A 16,326-nucleotide genomic window follows, 5' to 3' on the forward strand; every position below is an offset into this window, starting at 1 on the left:
AGCCTACCGCGATCGGCGGCACCTAACGCGACGGTGCCGCGCGCTGCTCCTTGACCGAACTCGCATACAGGTCGACGTATTCCTGGTCGCTGAGCTGGCGCAGTTCGTGCACGAGCTCATCGGTGACGCTCCGCAGCACGAACCGGTCGCCCTCGAGCCCCTCGAAGCGGCTGAAGTCGAGCGGCTCACCGAGGATGATCCCGATGCGACGGATCTTGGGCAGCCGGGTGCCGATCGGCATCACGTGCTCGGTGCCGATCATGGCGACCGGGATCACGGGTGCACCGGACTCGAGCACCATGCGCGCCACGCCCGTGCGGCCGCGGTACAGTCGCCCGTCGGGGCTGCGTGTGCCCTCGGGATAGATGCCGAGGATCCGCCCCTCGGAGAGCACACGGAGGCCCGTGTTGAGCGACGCCTCGGAGGCCTTGCCACCGGAGCGGTCGATCGGCAGCTGACCCGTCGCCTGGAAGAACAGGCGCGTCGCCCAGCCCTTCAGGCCCTTGCCGGTGAAGTACTCGCTCTTCGCGAGGAAGACCACCGGCCGGTCCACGACGATCGGCAGGAACACCGAATCGATGAACGACAGGTGGTTGGAGGCCAGGATCACCGGCCCGTCCTTGGGCACGTGCTGCAAGCCCACAACCCAGGGGCGGAAGATCGCGAGGAGGATCGGGCCGACCACGACGTTCTTCATGATCCAGTAGAACACCCGGCCTCCTTCCAGCTGGACTGAGCCAGCCTACTCCTCAGCGATCCGCTCACGCGTGCTCGGCCACCCACACGCGGGCGAGGTCGGCGGCACCCACGACACCGGCGTCGTTGACGAGCTCGGCGATGACGAAGTCGGGCTCGGGATGGTAGCCGCGCGCCGGAAGGTGCTGCAGGTAGGACTCGCGGATCGGCTCGAGCAGCAGCTCCCCGGCGACCGCGACCCCGCCGCCGAACACGAAGCGCTGCGGGTCGAGCACCGCCGACAGACTGGCGGATGCCTCGCCGAGCCAATGCCCGAGCTGTCGCAGCGCCGAGACGGCGCCGGGGTCGCCCTGCTCGATGAGCGCACCGACGAGCTGACCGTCGAGCCCGCCCTGCGCGGCGCGCACGCGCGCCAGTTCCTGCCCGATGCCGCCGGCGTCGGCGATCTCGTTCGCCATGCGCAACAGGGCGCGACCGGAACCGTACTGCTCGATGCATCCGTGCTGGCCGCACCCGCAGGCGATGCCGCCGGGCACCACCCTCAGGTGCCCGAGCTCGGCGCCGGCGCCGAAGCCCCCGCGGAAGAGCCGGTCGCCCGCGACGATCGCGCCGCCGACCCCCGTGCCGATGGTGAGCATGACCATGTCGCTCACGAGGCGACCGGCGCCGAACCGGAACTCGGCCCAGCCGGCCGCGTTGGCGTCGTTCTCGACCACCACCGAACCGCCGACGCGCCGCTCGAGCTTCTCGCGGAAGGGCTCGTTGCGCCAGTCGATGTTCGGCGCGTAGTACACGGTCGACTGCGCGGCGTCGATGAACCCGGCCGCCGCGACACCGACCGCGGTGATCTCGTCGTGTGCGCGGAGCGCCTCGATCATCGCGACGACCGCGTCTTCGAGACGCCCGGTGTCGGCGGGCGTCGGCACGCGGTCGGCCCGGACGATCTGGCCGAGCTCGTCGACGACCGCACCCGCGATCTTCGTCCCGCCGATGTCGATGCCGATCGCATACGTCACGAGGGCCGCCTTCCGGTGTTTCCGTCTGGGTGTCGAGGAGGTGGGTGCCACGAGACCGCGCTCGACCGCACGCCGAGGGGCCCGCGGAATGCACCGAGTAGAGTGTAGTCAACCCCATGCCGAGGTCCGCACGGCCCGACCCCGGGCGGCCTCCCGGTACCGAAGGAGCTACCGTGACCGAATTCGAAACCCCGGCTGTCGTCGCCGCCGACCCCGACGCGAATGCGACGGACCTGCTCGTGCAGCGGCTGGCGGAGACCCCCGACCGTGTGCTGTTCTCGCTGCCGACCGCTGACGGCGGGTGGTCGCCCGTGACGACGCGCGAGTTCTACGACGAGGTGATCGCACTCGCGAAGGGATTGGTGGCGGCCGGCATCCAGCCCGGTGACAAGATCGGGCTGATGTGCAAGACCCGCTACGAGTGGACCCTCATCGACTTCGCCACGTGGTTCGCCGGTGCGGTCCTGGTTCCCGTCTACGAGACCAGCTCCCCGTCGCAGGTGCGCTGGAACCTCAGCGACTCGGGTGCGATCGCGTTCATCGTCGAGACGCCCGACCATTTCGCGCGCTTCGACGAGGTGCACCCCGAGCTCCCGGCCATCCGCAGCGTATGGCAGATCGACCTCGGCGACCTCGACAAGCTCCGCGCCGGCGGCGCCGACGTCCCCGACGACGAGATCGAGCGACGTCGCTCGCTCGCGGTCGGCTCCGACATCGCCACGCTCATCTACACCTCGGGTTCGACCGGCAAGCCCAAGGGCTGCGTGCTCACGCACGCGAACTTCGTCGAGCTCTCGCGCAATTCGGCCGTCGCGCTCGAAGAGGTCGTCCTCGACCCCGACGGCGCCTCGACGCTGCTGTTCATCACGACCGCGCACGTGTTCGCGCGATTCATCTCGGTGCTGTGCGTGCACGCTGGCGTGCGCGTCGGCCACCAGCCCGACACCAAGCAGCTGTTGCCGAGCCTCGGCACGTTCAAGCCGACGTTCCTGCTCGCGGTGCCGCGCGTGTTCGAGAAGGTCTACAACGTCTCCGAGCAGAAGGCCGAGACCGGCGGCAAGGGCAAGATCTTCCGGTCCGCGGCCGACACCGCGGTCGCGTACTCGCAGGCGCTCGAGCGCGGCAGTGTGCCGCTCGGCCTGAAGCTGAAGTTCCGGCTCTTCGACGCGCTCGTCTACAAGAAGCTCCGGCACGCGATGGGCGGCCATGTGAAGTACGCGGTGTCGGGCTCCGCCCCGCTCGGCCCGCGCCTCGGGCACTTCTACCACGCGCTCGGCATCACCATCCTCGAGGGCTACGGCCTCACCGAGACCACGGCGCCCGCGACCGTGAACCTCGCCACCAAGTCCAAGATCGGCACGGTCGGCCCGGCTCTGCCGGGCGTCGCGGTGCGCACCACCGACGACGGCGAGATCCAGGTCAAGGGCATCAACGTGTTCAAGGAGTATTGGAAGAACCCCGAGGCGACCGCCGAGTCGTTCGACGGCGAGTGGTTCAAGACGGGCGACCTCGGCAGCTTCGACGCCGACGGGTTCCTGACGATCACCGGCCGGAAGAAGGAGATCATCGTGACGGCCGGCGGCAAGAACGTCGCGCCGGCCGCGTTGGAGGATCCGATCCGGGCGAACCCGCTCGTCGGTCAGGTCGTCGTGGTCGGCGATCAGAAGCCCTTCATCGCGGCCCTCGTCACGCTCGACCCCGAGATGCTGCCGGTGTGGCTCAACAACAGCGGCGAGGACGCCGCCATGAGCGTCGACGAGGCAGCGAAGCACCCGGTCGTGCTCGCGGAGGTGCAGCGCGCGATCGACGCGGCGAACGAGACCGTGTCGCGTGCCGAGTCGATCCGCAAGTTCACGATCCTGCCGATCGAGCTCACCGAGGCGAGCGGGCACCTCACGCCCAAGCTCAGCATCAAGCGCAACATCATCCTCGACGACTTCGCGGTGCAGATCGAAGAGATGTACGTGGGCGCGCCCGCCACCGAGAGCACCTCGATCATCTGACGGGCGCGGCGCGGTCGCCGCGTCACACGCGTGGGAAGTCGAAAAGTGGGTTGGAAGTCGGGAGTTCCCGGCTTCCAACCCACTTTTCATCGGCGATCGCACCGGGTGCGGCGGTCACATCGGGTGCGGCGGTCACACCGGGCACCGCGGTCACACCGGGTGCGGCGGTCACACCGGGCGCGGCCAGCACACTGTGCGCGGTGAACACACCGAGTGCGGCGATCACATCGGGTGCGTCAGAACCAGTCGGACTCGCGGACCTGACGCATCGCGACGCGGCGTTCGTCCTTCTCCAGCCGGTCGAGGTACAGCAGACCGTCGAGATGGTCGACCTCGTGCTGCAGCGCCTGCGCGAGCACGCCGGTGCCCGAGACCTCGACGGGGCGGCCGTCGAGGTCGATGCCGCGGACGCGGGCGAACGGATGCCTCGGGGTCTTGTGCCAGTTCTCCGGCACCGAGAGGCAACCTTCGTCGATCTTCTCGGGCTCGCCGCCGAGCTCGACGATCTCCGGGTTGATCACGTACCCGACCGCACCGTCGACGTTGTAGCTGAAGACGCGCAGGTTCACACCGATCTGGGGCGCGGCCACGCCGGCGCGCCCGGGCACCCGCACGCTGTCGAGCAGGTCGGTCACCAGTGCGCGCACACGGTCGTCGACCTCGCCGACGGGTGTCGAGACCGTCTTCAGGACGGGGTCGCCGAAGAGTCGGATCGGGCGTTCCGGCACGTGGACGCTCCGATCAGTTGCCGCGCGGGCGGACGACGACGAGGAGATCCCCGGCCTCGACCTGCTGGGTCTTCGGGATCGCGACGCGTTCGATCACGCCGGAGATGGGAGCCGTGATCGCCGCCTCCATCTTCATGGCCTCGATCGACGCGACCGCCTGGCCGGCCTCGACCTCGGCGCCGGCCTCGACCTGCAGCGTCACCACGCCGGAGAAGGGTGCGGCGATCTGGCCGGGCTGCGAGGCGTCGGCCTTCTCGGCCGCACGCGTCTCGACCACGATCGAGCGATCGCGCACGAAGACCGGGCGCAGCTGGCCGTTGAGGATGGTCATGACGGTGCGCATGCCCTTGTCGTCGGCCTCGCCGATCGCCTCGAGCCCCGCGTACAGCCGCACGCCGCGCTCGATCTCGACGACGTGCTCGGTGCCGACCTGCAGACCGTAGAGGTAGTCGGCCGTGTCCACGACCGACAGGTCCCCGAACAGCTCGCGGATCTGCTCGAACTGGCGCGTCGGCGCCGGGAAGAGCAGCGTGTTGAGCGTCGAGCGCCGCGTCGCGCTGTCACCCTCGAGCCCGGCGCGCTGCTCGTCCGTGAGCTCGGTCACGCCGACGCGGACCTCGCGGCCGGCGAGCACCTTGGAGCGGAACGGCTCAGGCCAACCGCCCGGCAGGTCGCCGAGCTCGCCCGCCATGAAGCCGATCACCGAGTCGGGCACGTCGTACTTCTCGGGGTTGGCCTCGAAGTCGGCCGGGTCGGCCTTGACCGCCGCGAGGTGCAGCGCGAGATCGCCGACGACCTTGGACGACGGCGTGACCTTCGGCACCCGGCCCAGGATGTTGTTCGCCGCGGCGTACATGTCCTCGATGAGCTCGAAGTCGTCGGCGAGGCCGAGCGCGATCGCCTGCTGCCGCAGGTTCGACAGCTGCCCGCCCGGGATCTCGTGGTGGTACACCCGGCCGGTGGGGCCCGGCAGCCCCGACTCGAACGGCTTGTACAGCCGGCGGACCGCCTCCCAGTACGGCTCGAGATCGGACACGGCGTCGAGCGAGATGCCCGTGTCACGCTCGGTGTGCGCGAGCGCGGCGACGAGCGACGACGCCGAGGGCTGGCTCGTGGTGCCCGCCATCGGCGCGCTCGCGACGTCGACCGCGTCGACGCCCGCACGGCTGGCCGCGAGCAGCGTCGCGAGCTGGCCGCCGGCGGTGTCGTGCGTGTGCAGGTGCACGGGAAGGTCGAACCGCTCGCGCAGCGCGGCGACGAGCTTCTCGGCCGCAGCGGGACGCAGCAGCCCGGCCATGTCCTTGATCGCAAGGATGTGCGCGCCCGCGTCGACGATCTCGTCGGCGAGGCCCAGGTAGTAGTCGAGCGTGTAGAGGTCCTCGGCGGGGTCGAGCAGATCGCCCGTGTAGCAGAGCGCGACCTCGGCGACGGCGGTGCCGGTCGCGAGGACCGCGTCGATCGCCGGTCGCATCTGCGAGACGTCGTTGAGTGCGTCGAAGATCCGGAAGATGTCGACGCCCGTCGCGGCGGCCTCACGCACGAACGCGTCGGTCACCTCGGTCGGGTACGGCGTGTAGCCGACCGTGTTCCGGCCGCGGAGCAGCATCTGGATGTTCAGGTTGGGCAGCGCCTCGCGGAGCGCGGCGAGCCGGTCCCAGGGGTCTTCGCCGAGGAAGCGCAGCGCGACGTCATACGTCGCCCCGCCCCACGCCTCGACGGACAACAGTTGGGGCGTCAACCGGGAGACGTACGGCGCGACCGCGACCAGGTCCTTCGTGCGCACGCGGGTCGCGAGCAGCGACTGGTGGGCGTCCCGGAAGGTCGTCTCGGTGACCGCGAGCGGGGTCTGCGCGCGGAGCGCGGCCGCGAACCCGGCCGGCCCGAGCTCGAGGAGCCGCTGGCGCGACCCGTCGGGCGCGGGCGTCGTCAGGTCGAGCTTCGGCAGCTTGTCGACCGGTGCGACGTTGATCGGCGCCGCGCCGTTCGGCTGGTTCACCGTGACATCCGCCAGCCAGTTCAGGATCTTGGTGCCGCGGTCCTTCGAGACGCGGCCGCGCATCAGCTGCGGACGCTCGTCGATGAACGACGTGCTGAGGTCGCCCGCGATGAACGCCGGGTCGTCGAGCACGGCCTGCAGGAACGGGATGTTCGTCGAGACGCCACGGATGCGGAACTCCGCGAGTGCGCGCCTCGCCCGGGTCACGGCCTGCGGGTAGTCCCGGCCACGGGTGATGAGCTTGGCGAGCATGGAGTCGAAGTGCGGGCTGATCTGCGCACCCGGGTTGACCGTGCCGCCGTCGAGGCGGATGCCGGCGCCGCCCGGAGACCGGTAGGTCGTGATCTTGCCGGTGTCGGGGCGGAAGTTCGCGGTCGGGTCCTCCGTCGTGATGCGGCACTGCAGGGCCGCACCGCGCAGCTGGATCTGCTCCTGCCGCAGTCCGAGCTCGGCGAGCGTCTCACCGGCCGCGATGCGCATCTGCGAGACCACGAGGTCGACGTCGGTGACCTCCTCGGTCACGGTGTGCTCGACCTGGATGCGCGGGTTCATCTCGATGAACACGTGCTGACCTGCACGGTCGCCCGCGGTGTCGACGAGGAACTCGACGGTGCCCGCGTTCACGTACCCGATGGACTTCGCGAACGCGATCGCATCACGGTGGAGGGCCTTGCGGATGTCCTCGTCGAGGTTCGGCGCGGGCGCGATCTCCACGACCTTCTGATGACGCCGCTGCACGGAGCAGTCGCGTTCGAAGAGGTGCACGGTCTCCCCCGTGGCGTCGGCCAGCACCTGCACCTCGATGTGGCGCGGCCGCAGGACGGCCTGCTCGAGGAACATCGTGGGGTCGCCGAACGCGCTGTCGGCTTCGCGCATGGCCTCTTCGAGCGCGGGCCGCAGGTCGGCCTTGGTCGCGACCCGGCGCATGCCCCGGCCGCCGCCGCCGGCCACGGCCTTCGCGAAGATCGGGAACCCGATCTCGTCGGCCTGCGCCAGCAGCTGCTCGATGTCGCGCGACGGCTCCGTCGACTTCAGCACCGGGACGCCGGCGGCGATCGCCTGCGACTTCGCCGTCACCTTGTTGCCCGCCATCTCGAGCACCCGCGTGGGCGGCCCGATGAAGGTGATGCCGGCGTCGGCTGCCGCCTGCGCGAGCTCGGGGTTCTCGGAGAGGAAGCCGTAGCCCGGGTAGATGGCGTCGGCGCCCGACTCCCTGGCGACCCTGATGATCTCGTTCACGTCGAGATAGGCGCGCACCGGGTGGCCCGGCTCACCGATCTGGTAGGCCTCGTCCGCCTTGAGTCGATGCAGTGAGTTGCGGTCTTCGAAGGGATAGACCGCAACGGTCTTCGCACCGAGTTCGACGGCCGCACGGAACGCCCGAATGGCGATTTCGCCGCGATTGGCAACCAGGATCTTCGTGAACATGAGGCCTTTCCGAGATGGTTCGGAGACGGATTTGCGCACAGCGAACGTTTAGGTATCGCCCAACGTCTAAAGGTAACGTATCTGTTCGTGCATGTTCTCTCCGTCAGCTCCCTCAAGGGCGGCGTCGGCAAGACCACCGTGACCCTCGGACTGGCGTCGGCGGCCTTCGCCCGCGGCGTCCGCACGCTCGTCGTCGACCTCGACCCCCAATCGGATGTCTCGACCGGCATGGACATCCAGATCGCCGGCCACCTGAACGTGGCCGATGTGCTGGCTTCGCCGAAAGAGAAGATCGTCAGGTCGGCGATCGCCGCGAGCGGCTGGTCCAAGTCGAACCCGCAGGGCACCATCGACGTCATGATCGGCAGCCCGGCTGCGATCAACTTCGACGGGCCGCATCCGTCGATCCGCGACATCTGGAAGCTCGAGGAGGCGCTCGCGAACGTCGAGTCCGACTACGAGCTCGTGCTCATCGACTGCGCACCCTCACTCAATGCGCTCACGCGCACGGCGTGGGCCGCGAGCGACCGTGTGGCCGTCGTCACCGAGCCAGGGCTCTTCTCGGTCGCCGCCGCCGACCGCGCGCTCCGCGCGATCGAAGAGATCCGCCGCGGCCTCTCACCTCGACTGCAGCCGCTCGGCATCGTCGTGAACCGGGCCCGCGTCCAGTCGCTCGAGCACCAGTTCCGCATCAAAGAGCTGCGCGACATGTTCGGGCCCCTGGTGCTCTCGCCCCAGCTCCCCGAGCGCACCTCGCTGCAGCAGGCGCAGGGCGCGGCGAAGCCGCTGCACATGTGGCCCGGCGAGAGCGCCGAAGAGATGTCGGCGCACTTCGACCAGCTGCTCGATCGCGTGCTGCGCACCGCGCGCATCGGCGAGTATGCGAACGGTGAGCCGGCCGAGGAGCCGCTCACGGTCGAGCGCGCCGGCTGAGCGTTCATTGGGCGGGTCGCGGGTGACGATCGCGACCACGGATCGAGAGCACACGGCCAGGCGGCCGTGCGAGCACCGGTCCTAGGAGATGCGTCGCGTCTTCGCGCCGCGTCGCGCGGCGAGCTCGTCGATCGGGTCGGCGGGCTGGGTGCCGATCTCGACGAGCGTCGATTCGACCTCGCGGAGCACTTTGCCGACGGCGATGCCGAAGACGCCCTGTCCGCGGTTGACGAGGTCGATGACCTCGTCATCGGACGTGCACAGGTAGACGCTCGCGCCGTCGCTCATCAGGGTCGTCTGCGCGAGATCCTGGACGCCGGCCTCGCGGAGCTGGGTCACCGCCGTGCGGATCTGCTGCAGCGAGATGCCGGTGTCGAGCAGGCGCTTCACGAGCTTGAGGACGAGGATGTCGCGGAACCCGTACAGGCGCTGCGAACCCGAGCCCGCGGCCCCGCGAACGGTCGGCTCGACGAGACTGGTGCGCGCCCAATAGTCGAGCTGCCGGTAGCTGATGCCCGCGGCGCGAGCCGCGACCGCACCGCGGTAGCCGCCGCCGTCGTCGTGCTGGGGCAGTCCGTCGGTGAAGAGCAGGCCGAGGTCGTAGCGCGTTCGATCGCTCCGCTCGAGCTCAGTCATCCGGGTGCCCCTCACTGTTCCACGCGTCGTGCTCGGCGCGTGACCCCAACGCTACCGAGCGGACGAACCCCGGCCAAACACATCCGGCCGATCGTCACGGCGTGTCGCGTCGGCCTCGCGGGTTCGCGTGCGTCAGCGCGTCGGTTTCGTGAGCGCGCTGCGCAGGATGCTGCCGTGGATCGTCTCGAGTTGCCGCCCGAGGTCGAGCGCGCGTTCCATGGAGCGCGCGCGCCCGGCAGGGTCGTTGCGCCTCGCCGGGGCAATGGCGCGTTCGATCAGTGCGGCGTCGCGCTCCGCGGCGAACCGGACCCCGCGAAGGTGGCGCGGTTCGATGCCGACGGCTCTGAGCATGGCGAGGGCCTGCATGACCTCGAGCGCATCGTCACCGTAGTCGTCGGCGGCCGGGAGCAGCCCCGCGGAGACGGCTTCGTCGAGCAACGACGGCGGCGCGCCGGCCGCTCGCGCGAGCTCGTCTCGGCGGAACCTCGGCGCACGGGTGACCTGCGCCGCCGGTGCGGCGCCGGGCAGCGCGGGCGTCTCGCCGGCGTCGATCGCCTCGAGGTGGGTGCGGATGACCTTCAGGGGAAGATAGTGGTCGCGTTGCATCGCGAGCACGAACCCGATGCGCTCGACGTCGCCCGGGGCGAACTTCCGGTAGCCAGACGGGGTGCGCGCGGGAGTCACGAGCCCCTGCTCTTCGAGGAACCGGAGCTTCGAGGGCGTCAACTCGGGGAACTCGGGCTGCAGCCGGGCGAGCACCTGCCCGATGCCGAGCAGCGGCACGCCGCGGCCCGCGGCCTGCGATGCGGCCGAACGGGCCACTAGCCGCCCGCCACCGACGCGAGGTCTCGGCGCGAGGCGTAGAACGTGAGGCGATACTTGCCGATCTGCACCTCGGCGCCGTCGGAGAGCAGCGCGGTCTCGATGCGCACGCCGTCGAAGTAGGTGCCGTTCAACGAGCTCAGGTCTTTCACCTCGAACGCGGTGCGGTGACGGAGGAACTCGGCGTGCTTGCGCGAGACCGTCACGTCGTCGAGGAAGATGTCGGCGTCAGGGTGCCGGCCGACGGTGGTCACATCCTGGTCGAGGAGGAAGCGGGCGCCGCTGTTCGGCCCGCGGCGCACGATGAGCAGGGCTGAGCCGGACGGCAGCGCCCCGATCGCCTCCTGCTCTTCGGCCGAGACATCGGCGTCGAGCGCGCTCAGCTGCGCTGCGGCTTCCCTGCTGAACCCGATGGTCGTGTCGTCGGCCCGTCCCGCGCCCTGCGCCGGGTCGAGCGGAGTGCCCGCATCCATCGTGTCGCCGGCCTGGGTGTTGTCGGAATCCGCCACGGCTAACCTCCCGATCCCAGCGTATCGGATCCTGCGTCGCTCGCCACCCGCGGAATGCGGATGACGCGAGCGGTCTCGATCGCATAGATGACGCCCGCCCACCAGTAGAGGAAGGCGCCCCAGAGGGTGACCGCCCAGCCGATCGGTGCGCTGACCGCCTCGACGGCGGGGAACGCCGCACCGAGCATGAGGATCGGCAGCCCGGTGAACAGGGCGAACGTGGCGACCTTGCCGAGTTGATGCACGGGCAGCGGACCGTAGCCGAAGTTCGCGAGCACGACGCCGAGCACGACGAGGAGCGCGTCGCGCGCGACGATGACCGCGACGATCCACCACGGAACGAGATCGCGCGCGGCGAGCCCGATGAGCGCCGCGAAGATGTAGAGCCGGTCGGCCGCCGGGTCGAGGAGACGCCCGAGCTTGGTGATCTGGTTGAGGCGCCGTGCGAGATATCCGTCGAGCAGATCCGAGATGCTGGCGACGATGAGCACGACGAGCGCCGCGACATAGTCGCCGAGCACGATGAACACCAGGAACACCGGGACGAGCAGCAGGCGCAGCATGCTGAGCAGGTTCGGGACGGTCCAGATGCGGTCGCTCTCCCCCGCCGCTCCGTCCCCGTTCACACGTCGATCCTAGCGACGCCCACGAAATCGATGAGCGAGGTCCTAGAATCGCGCACATGAACGCCCTGACCGTGTGTCTCGTGCTGTGCGGCGTCGTCACCGCCGGCACCTGGCTCGCCAGCGTCGTCACGCGCGAGCACTCCTGGGTCGATCGAATCTGGTCGATCGCGCCGATCGCCTATGCCTGGATCCTCGCTGCAGGGGGCGGCTTCGAGCCCCGGCTCGTGCTGATGGGCGTGCTCGTCACGCTCTGGGGCATCCGGCTGACCTTCAACTTCTGGCGCAAGGGCGGCTACCGGCCTGGCAGCGGCGAGGACTACCGCTGGGCGGTGCTGCGCGGCCGCATGCCGGGCTGGGCCTTCGCCCTGTTCAACCTCGGCTTCATCTCGATCTACCAGAACGCGCTCATCCTCGCGTTCTGCCTGCCGGTGTACACGGCGTCGCAGTCCGGCGCGCCGCTCGGGGCGTGGGACATCGTGCTCGCGGTCGGATTCCTCGCGCTGCTCGCGGGCGAGACGATCGCCGACCAGCAGCAGTGGCGTTTCCACCAGTGGAAGGCCGCGGAGCGCGTGGCCGGCCGGGCCCCGCAGCCGGGCTTCTTGCAGCAGGGCCTCTTCCGCGTCTCGCGGCACCCGAACTTCTTCTTCGAACAGGCGCAGTGGTGGGTCTTCTACGGGTTCGCCGTGGCGGCGACGGGCGTATGGCTGCACTGGACCGTCGCGGGCGCTGCGCTGCTCACCCTGCTGTTCATCGGCTCGACGATCTTCACCGAGTCGATCTCGCGAAGCCGCTACCCCGAGTACGACGACTACCGCCGTCGCACGTCGATGCTGGTGCCGTGGTTCCCGCGCCCCGCGCGGGCCCACGCCACCCCGGTCGCCGAGTAGGGCGCGAACCCGCGTCAGATCTTCGCGGCGAGCGCGGGCCAGGCTTCGGCGAAGCGCGGATGCAGCGGCAGCGCCGCGACCTCGTCCACGGGCACCCAGGACAGCGCGATGCTCTCGGGATCGCTCACGACGGGCGGGAACCGTTCGACGGCGTCGGCGACGACGGTCGTGTACGACCAGTAGCCGAGGTCGAGCACCGTGCTGAACCGCACGACCAGGAGGCCGGCCGGCACACCGGCTTCCTCGGCGGCTTCGCGCACCGCGGCGTCGACCGCGCTCTCCCCCTCGTGCCGGGCGCCGCCCGGCATGCCCCAGGTACCGCCGAAATGGCTCCACACCGCGCGGTGCTGCAGCAGCACTTCACGGCCGGGGCTGACCGCGAGCAGCCCGGCCGCACCGAACCGCCCCCAGTACCTCGCCCCGTCGGGGCCCTCGACCCAGGCATCGCCGCTCACGCCGCTCATCCGTCCAGCATGCCCCACTCGCCGCTGGTCGACGGCGAACCGCGTCACCCGACGTAGGGTGAGGGGGTGAGCGACGAGTCCCCGGTGCGCGTCGACGCCTGGCTCTGGGCGGTGCGGCAGTACAAGACGAGGTCGGCGGCGACGGCTGCGTGCCGCGCCGGACACGTGCGCGTGAACGGCGAGCGGGCGAAGGCCGCGCAGCAGGTGCGCCCAGGCGACGAGCTGCGGGTCCGCGTGAACGGCTTCGATCGATTGCTGGTCGTGCGGCGGACGATCGTCAAGCGCGTGTCGGCCACGCTCGCCGCGACCGCGGTGGAGGACCTCACGCCGCCCCCGCCGCCGAGGACCGAGCAGGCCCTCGCACCCATGCGGGACCGGGGTGCCGGCCGGCCGACCAAACGTGAGCGCCGGGACCTCGAGCGGCTCCGCGGTCGCCCGGGCGCGTAGGCTGGATCGCGTGAAGAAGGACATCTCGCACGAACCCGATGCGCGGCGTTACGCCCTGCGCGTGAACGGCGAGCTCGCGAGCGTGCTCGACTACCGGGTGCTCGGCGACTCGATCGCCTTCACCCGGACCTTCACCAATCCGCCGTACCGCGGCAATGGTCTCGCGGGCGAGGTCGTCGCGTTCGCGGTCGACGACGTCGAGGCGGGTTCGAAGCGCACGATCGTGCCGGCGTGCTGGTACGTCGGCGAGTGGTTCGACCGGCACCCCGACCGTGCCCACCTGCTCGACCCGCGAACGAGCTGACTGCCCCGCACGGCCGGCGCTACGGTTGGGTGGACCCCGGATCGACCGGCGTCGGATGGGAACAGCGATGGTCGACCGGGTGGAGGGCGGATTCGTGCCGGCGATCGCCACCGAGCCTCCGCGAGGCGGGGTCGCGGATGCCGTGTTCGCCGCCCTGTGCGCGGCGATCGCCGACGGCAGCCTGACCTCGGGCATGTACGTGCACGAGGGCGCGATCGCGAAGGCGCTCGGCATCTCGCGGACCCCCGTGCGCGAAGCCGTGCAGCGGCTCCGCAGCCTGGGGCTCATCGACGCGCAGCCCGGCCATCACACGCGAGTCGCGTTCATCACACCCGAGCGCACCGCACAGGCGCTCAGCGTCTTCGTCTCGCTGTTCCGGAGCGTCTGCCTCGAGGTTGCGCCCCGCGCCGAGGCATCCGTCATCGTTCCCATGCGTGCGGCGCTGGACGCGTTCGGCGCGGCCCGCGACGCGGCCGACGACGACGGCATGGCCGTCGCGAACTTCGGCTTCTACGATGCGGGCATCCGCGCGAGCCGGAACGCGGTGCTGCAGTCGGCGATCGAGCACGTGGTGTATCTGATCCGACTCGGGGGGTTGCAGCTCCCGGCACGGATCGACGTCGAGGCGGTGCACGGCGCGCTTCGCGGCGTGCTGGACGGCTTCGAAGGACGCGATGCGAGCGTCGCGGTCGGTGCGCTCGATCTGCTCGTCGAGCTCCAGATCCCGCGCTGACGCAGAGCCCTTGAATGTGAGAGGCACCTCCGCTACGCTCACGATCAACCATTATAACGGTGTTCCGGCGAGCAATCTGAGGACGACGACTCATGACCCTTTCCCCGACGGCGTCGCTCGGCTTCCGACGAGTCCGGCGGGTCCCCCGCTGGTCGGCGGTGACCGCCTTCGGCGCGGTGTTCCTCGCGGCCGCGCTCATCACGCCGGCCGGCGCGGCATCCGGCGCCGAAGCCGGCAGCGCCGCGTGCGACTTCGACGCCGGGCTGTGCGTCGTCGATCCATCGAACATCGCCGCGAACCCCTCGGTCATCGTGCCGGCCGACACGCACGTCATGACGGCGGTGGTCGTCGGCGGCAACGGCGGCGCGAACAGCACCGGCGTGCTCGGCGGGCAGGGCGGACTCACGGTGGCGACGTTCCCCGTCACGCCCGGCGAACAGTTGCGCATCATGCTCGGCGAGGGCGCCGACGGCCCGACGCCGGGAGCCGGCTATTCATCGGGCGGCCGCGGCGGCCCGATCTCGGACACGCCGACCGGCATGCCGACCGGTGGCGGCGGTGGCGGCTCGACGGCCGTGCTCGACGCCTCGGACCAGCCGATCGTCGTGTCGGGCGGCGGTGGCGGGGCCGGCGGCGACATGGAGGGCAGCGGCGATGCGGGCGGCCAGGGCGGCAGCGGCGGCTCGCCGGCGAAAGACGGCTGGAACGGCGCACCCAATGAACAGAACACCGACGGCGCGGCCGGTGGCGAGGGCGGCGCCCACTCCACGCCCGACGGCGAAGACACCCACGGCATGCCCGCCAGCCCGACCACCGGGGCCGGTGGCGGCGGCTGGAACGGGAACGGCGGCGGTGGCGGTGGACACGGCGACACGGGCGCACCCATCGACGACGGCATCCAGTACGGCGCCGCGGGCGGTGGCGGCGGCGGCCAGTCCTACGTCAGCCCGGCCGTCACGACGTGGACCTTCCTCTCCGCCGGGCCGATGAACACGGGCGGCGACGGTGTCGTCGCACTGTTCCCGCGTTCCACGGCCGCGATCTACCAGTGCGCGGACGGCACCCAGGATTACGACCTCGCAGAGGGGGCAACACGCGTCTTCGGCATCGTCGGCGGCGGTGCCGGTGAATCCACGCGTGACAACGCCCAGGGTGGCGGCGGCGCGGTCGTCACGGGCACCTTCGACGTCGCCGGACCGCAACAGCTCCAGGTCGTCGTCGGCTGCAGCGGCGAACGAGGCGGGTACGGCTGGTCCTCGGGCGGCGCAGGCGGGCACGGTGGCACCGCGGAGGTCTCGGGCGGCACCGGCGGCGGGTCGACGCAGATCGACATCACGGGCCTCGGCGGACCGAAGCTCGGCGCGGGCGGCGGGGGCGGCGCAGGCGGCGGCATCTTCGAACCGGTCTGCAACTGCCCAGGCGGCGACGGCGGGAGCGGCATCCCCGTTCCGGTCGCCGGTGGCGTGGGACAGGCCGGTGACGGTGGAGTCGGCGGCGGCGCGCTCGGCGGCAATCCGGGTCCGGGCGGAAATGCGAACGGCGCATCGGGTGACGACGGCCAGAACCACACCGACGGAGCCCCAGGCGGTGGCGGCGGCGGCGGCATCTTCAACGGCGGCAGCTTCGGCCGCGCCGGCGGGTTCTCCTCGTCCGGTGGCGGGGGCGGCGCCGGATCGTCCTTCGTCTCGCCGGATGCTGCGCTCGTCTCGGGCGGCACCCTCGACCCGCGCGACGGCTACGTGCTCGACGGCATCGCGGTGATCGTGCCGATCTTCGCGGCCGAGGACGCACCCGCGCCGTCGCCATCGCCCGGGCCGAACGATCCATCCGTGCCGCCGGCCGGTGGCGGCTCCGCAGCCGACCCGTCCGGATCGGGCCTCCGCGCCCTTCCGGCGACCGGAGCTGCGTGGACCGCCGAGAGCCTGATCGTGCTCATCGCGGCCGCGATCGCCGCGGTCGGCTGGGGCTCTGCCCTCGTCATGCGGCGAGCGCGTGGCCGGCGTGCCCAGATCTGACCTGATCGGCGACTGAGTCGGGACGCGAGAGCGGGGCGGTTGCCATTGATGCATCCGCCCCGCTTCCGGATCGCTCGGCGCGT

Annotated in this window: 17 protein-coding genes; 7 read left to right on the forward strand and 10 right to left on the reverse strand. The window is 70.8% G+C overall.

The window, feature by feature from the left end:
• Positions 1 to 22: 22 nt before the first annotated feature.
• Positions 23 to 712, reverse strand: coding sequence for a lysophospholipid acyltransferase family protein (locus tag QU602_RS11060; protein ID WP_308796508.1), 690 nt, complete (start codon positions 710 to 712; stop codon positions 23 to 25).
• Positions 713 to 761: 49 nt separating this feature from the next.
• Positions 762 to 1,712 carry an ROK family glucokinase gene (locus tag QU602_RS11065; protein ID WP_308796509.1) on the reverse strand — a complete coding sequence of 317 codons (951 nt, stop codon included), beginning with the start codon at positions 1,710 to 1,712 and terminating at the stop codon, positions 762 to 764.
• 173 nt (positions 1,713 to 1,885) lie between these two features.
• On the opposite strand from QU602_RS11065, the gene QU602_RS11070 reads away from it, so the two are divergent.
• Positions 1,886 to 3,715: an AMP-dependent synthetase/ligase gene (locus tag QU602_RS11070; protein ID WP_308796510.1), complete on the forward strand. Its 1,830-nt coding sequence runs from the start codon at positions 1,886 to 1,888 to the stop codon at positions 3,713 to 3,715.
• A gap of 22 nt (positions 3,716 to 3,737) precedes the next feature.
• On the opposite strand, the gene QU602_RS11075 is transcribed toward QU602_RS11070, so the two are convergent.
• From QU602_RS11075 to QU602_RS11085, 3 genes are read right to left on the reverse strand one after another with little or no spacing between them, the layout of a single operon-like run.
• Positions 3,738 to 3,941, reverse strand: coding sequence for a hypothetical protein (locus QU602_RS11075; RefSeq protein ID WP_308796511.1), 204 nt, complete (start codon positions 3,939 to 3,941; stop codon positions 3,738 to 3,740).
• Positions 3,942 to 3,951: 10 nt separating this feature from the next.
• Positions 3,952 to 4,443 carry a peptide deformylase gene (def, locus tag QU602_RS11080; RefSeq protein WP_308796512.1) on the reverse strand — a complete coding sequence of 164 codons (492 nt, stop codon included), beginning with the start codon at positions 4,441 to 4,443 and terminating at the stop codon, positions 3,952 to 3,954.
• Between the two features lie 13 nt (positions 4,444 to 4,456).
• Entirely contained in the window at positions 4,457 to 7,867 is a 3,411-nt protein-coding gene (locus tag QU602_RS11085) for a pyruvate carboxylase (RefSeq protein WP_308796513.1), read from the reverse strand.
• 87 nt (positions 7,868 to 7,954) lie between these two features.
• On the opposite strand from QU602_RS11085, the gene QU602_RS11090 reads away from it, so the two are divergent.
• Positions 7,955 to 8,800 (forward strand): ParA family protein, encoded by an 846-nt coding sequence (locus QU602_RS11090; protein ID WP_308796514.1) that lies wholly within the window; start codon positions 7,955 to 7,957, stop codon positions 8,798 to 8,800.
• An 81-nt stretch (positions 8,801 to 8,881) separates the two neighbouring features.
• On the opposite strand, the gene QU602_RS11095 is transcribed toward QU602_RS11090, so the two are convergent.
• The 4 genes from QU602_RS11095 to QU602_RS11110 form a co-directional block, all read right to left on the reverse strand.
• Positions 8,882 to 9,436 (reverse strand): MerR family transcriptional regulator, encoded by a 555-nt coding sequence (locus QU602_RS11095; RefSeq protein WP_308796515.1) that lies wholly within the window; start codon positions 9,434 to 9,436, stop codon positions 8,882 to 8,884.
• A gap of 132 nt (positions 9,437 to 9,568) precedes the next feature.
• Positions 9,569 to 10,258: a transcriptional regulator FtsR gene (gene ftsR, locus QU602_RS11100; protein WP_308796516.1), complete on the reverse strand. Its 690-nt coding sequence runs from the start codon at positions 10,256 to 10,258 to the stop codon at positions 9,569 to 9,571.
• Entirely contained in the window at positions 10,258 to 10,731 is a 474-nt protein-coding gene (locus QU602_RS11105) for an FHA domain-containing protein (RefSeq protein WP_308800153.1), read from the reverse strand. Before QU602_RS11105 ends, ftsR begins: the two co-directional genes overlap by 1 nt.
• Positions 10,732 to 10,769: 38 nt before the next feature.
• Positions 10,770 to 11,393 carry a CDP-alcohol phosphatidyltransferase family protein gene (locus QU602_RS11110; RefSeq protein WP_308796517.1) on the reverse strand — a complete coding sequence of 208 codons (624 nt, stop codon included), beginning with the start codon at positions 11,391 to 11,393 and terminating at the stop codon, positions 10,770 to 10,772.
• A gap of 56 nt (positions 11,394 to 11,449) precedes the next feature.
• Here QU602_RS11110 and QU602_RS11115 point away from each other — a divergent pair, with 56 nt between their 5' ends.
• A complete protein-coding gene (locus QU602_RS11115) occupies positions 11,450 to 12,280 on the forward strand; it encodes a DUF1295 domain-containing protein (RefSeq protein ID WP_308796518.1) in 831 nt (276 codons plus the stop codon).
• Positions 12,281 to 12,294: 14 nt separating this feature from the next.
• Here QU602_RS11115 and QU602_RS11120 read toward each other — a convergent pair whose 3' ends face one another.
• Entirely contained in the window at positions 12,295 to 12,744 is a 450-nt protein-coding gene (locus QU602_RS11120) for an NUDIX hydrolase (protein ID WP_308796519.1), read from the reverse strand.
• Between the two features lie 66 nt (positions 12,745 to 12,810).
• Between QU602_RS11120 and QU602_RS11125 the strand changes: the two genes are divergently transcribed.
• From QU602_RS11125 to QU602_RS11140, 4 genes are all read left to right on the forward strand, one after another.
• On the forward strand, positions 12,811 to 13,191 hold the full coding sequence (locus QU602_RS11125) for an RNA-binding S4 domain-containing protein (protein WP_308796520.1): 381 nt from the start codon (positions 12,811 to 12,813) through the stop codon (positions 13,189 to 13,191).
• A 10-nt stretch (positions 13,192 to 13,201) separates the two neighbouring features.
• Positions 13,202 to 13,495 carry a GNAT family N-acetyltransferase gene (locus tag QU602_RS11130; RefSeq protein ID WP_308796521.1) on the forward strand — a complete coding sequence of 98 codons (294 nt, stop codon included), beginning with the start codon at positions 13,202 to 13,204 and terminating at the stop codon, positions 13,493 to 13,495.
• 67 nt (positions 13,496 to 13,562) lie between these two features.
• The gene (locus tag QU602_RS11135; protein ID WP_308796522.1) at positions 13,563 to 14,228 is read left to right on the forward strand and encodes a GntR family transcriptional regulator; all 666 of its coding nucleotides are present in this window, start codon (positions 13,563 to 13,565) and stop codon (positions 14,226 to 14,228) included.
• A gap of 92 nt (positions 14,229 to 14,320) precedes the next feature.
• Positions 14,321 to 16,243: a hypothetical protein gene (locus QU602_RS11140; RefSeq protein WP_308796523.1), complete on the forward strand. Its 1,923-nt coding sequence runs from the start codon at positions 14,321 to 14,323 to the stop codon at positions 16,241 to 16,243.
• The last annotated feature ends 83 nt before the right edge of the window (positions 16,244 to 16,326 follow it).

Source organism: Agromyces protaetiae (assembly GCF_030866785.1).
In the GTDB taxonomy this organism is placed as follows: Bacteria; Actinomycetota; Actinomycetes; order Actinomycetales; family Microbacteriaceae; genus Agromyces; species Agromyces silvae.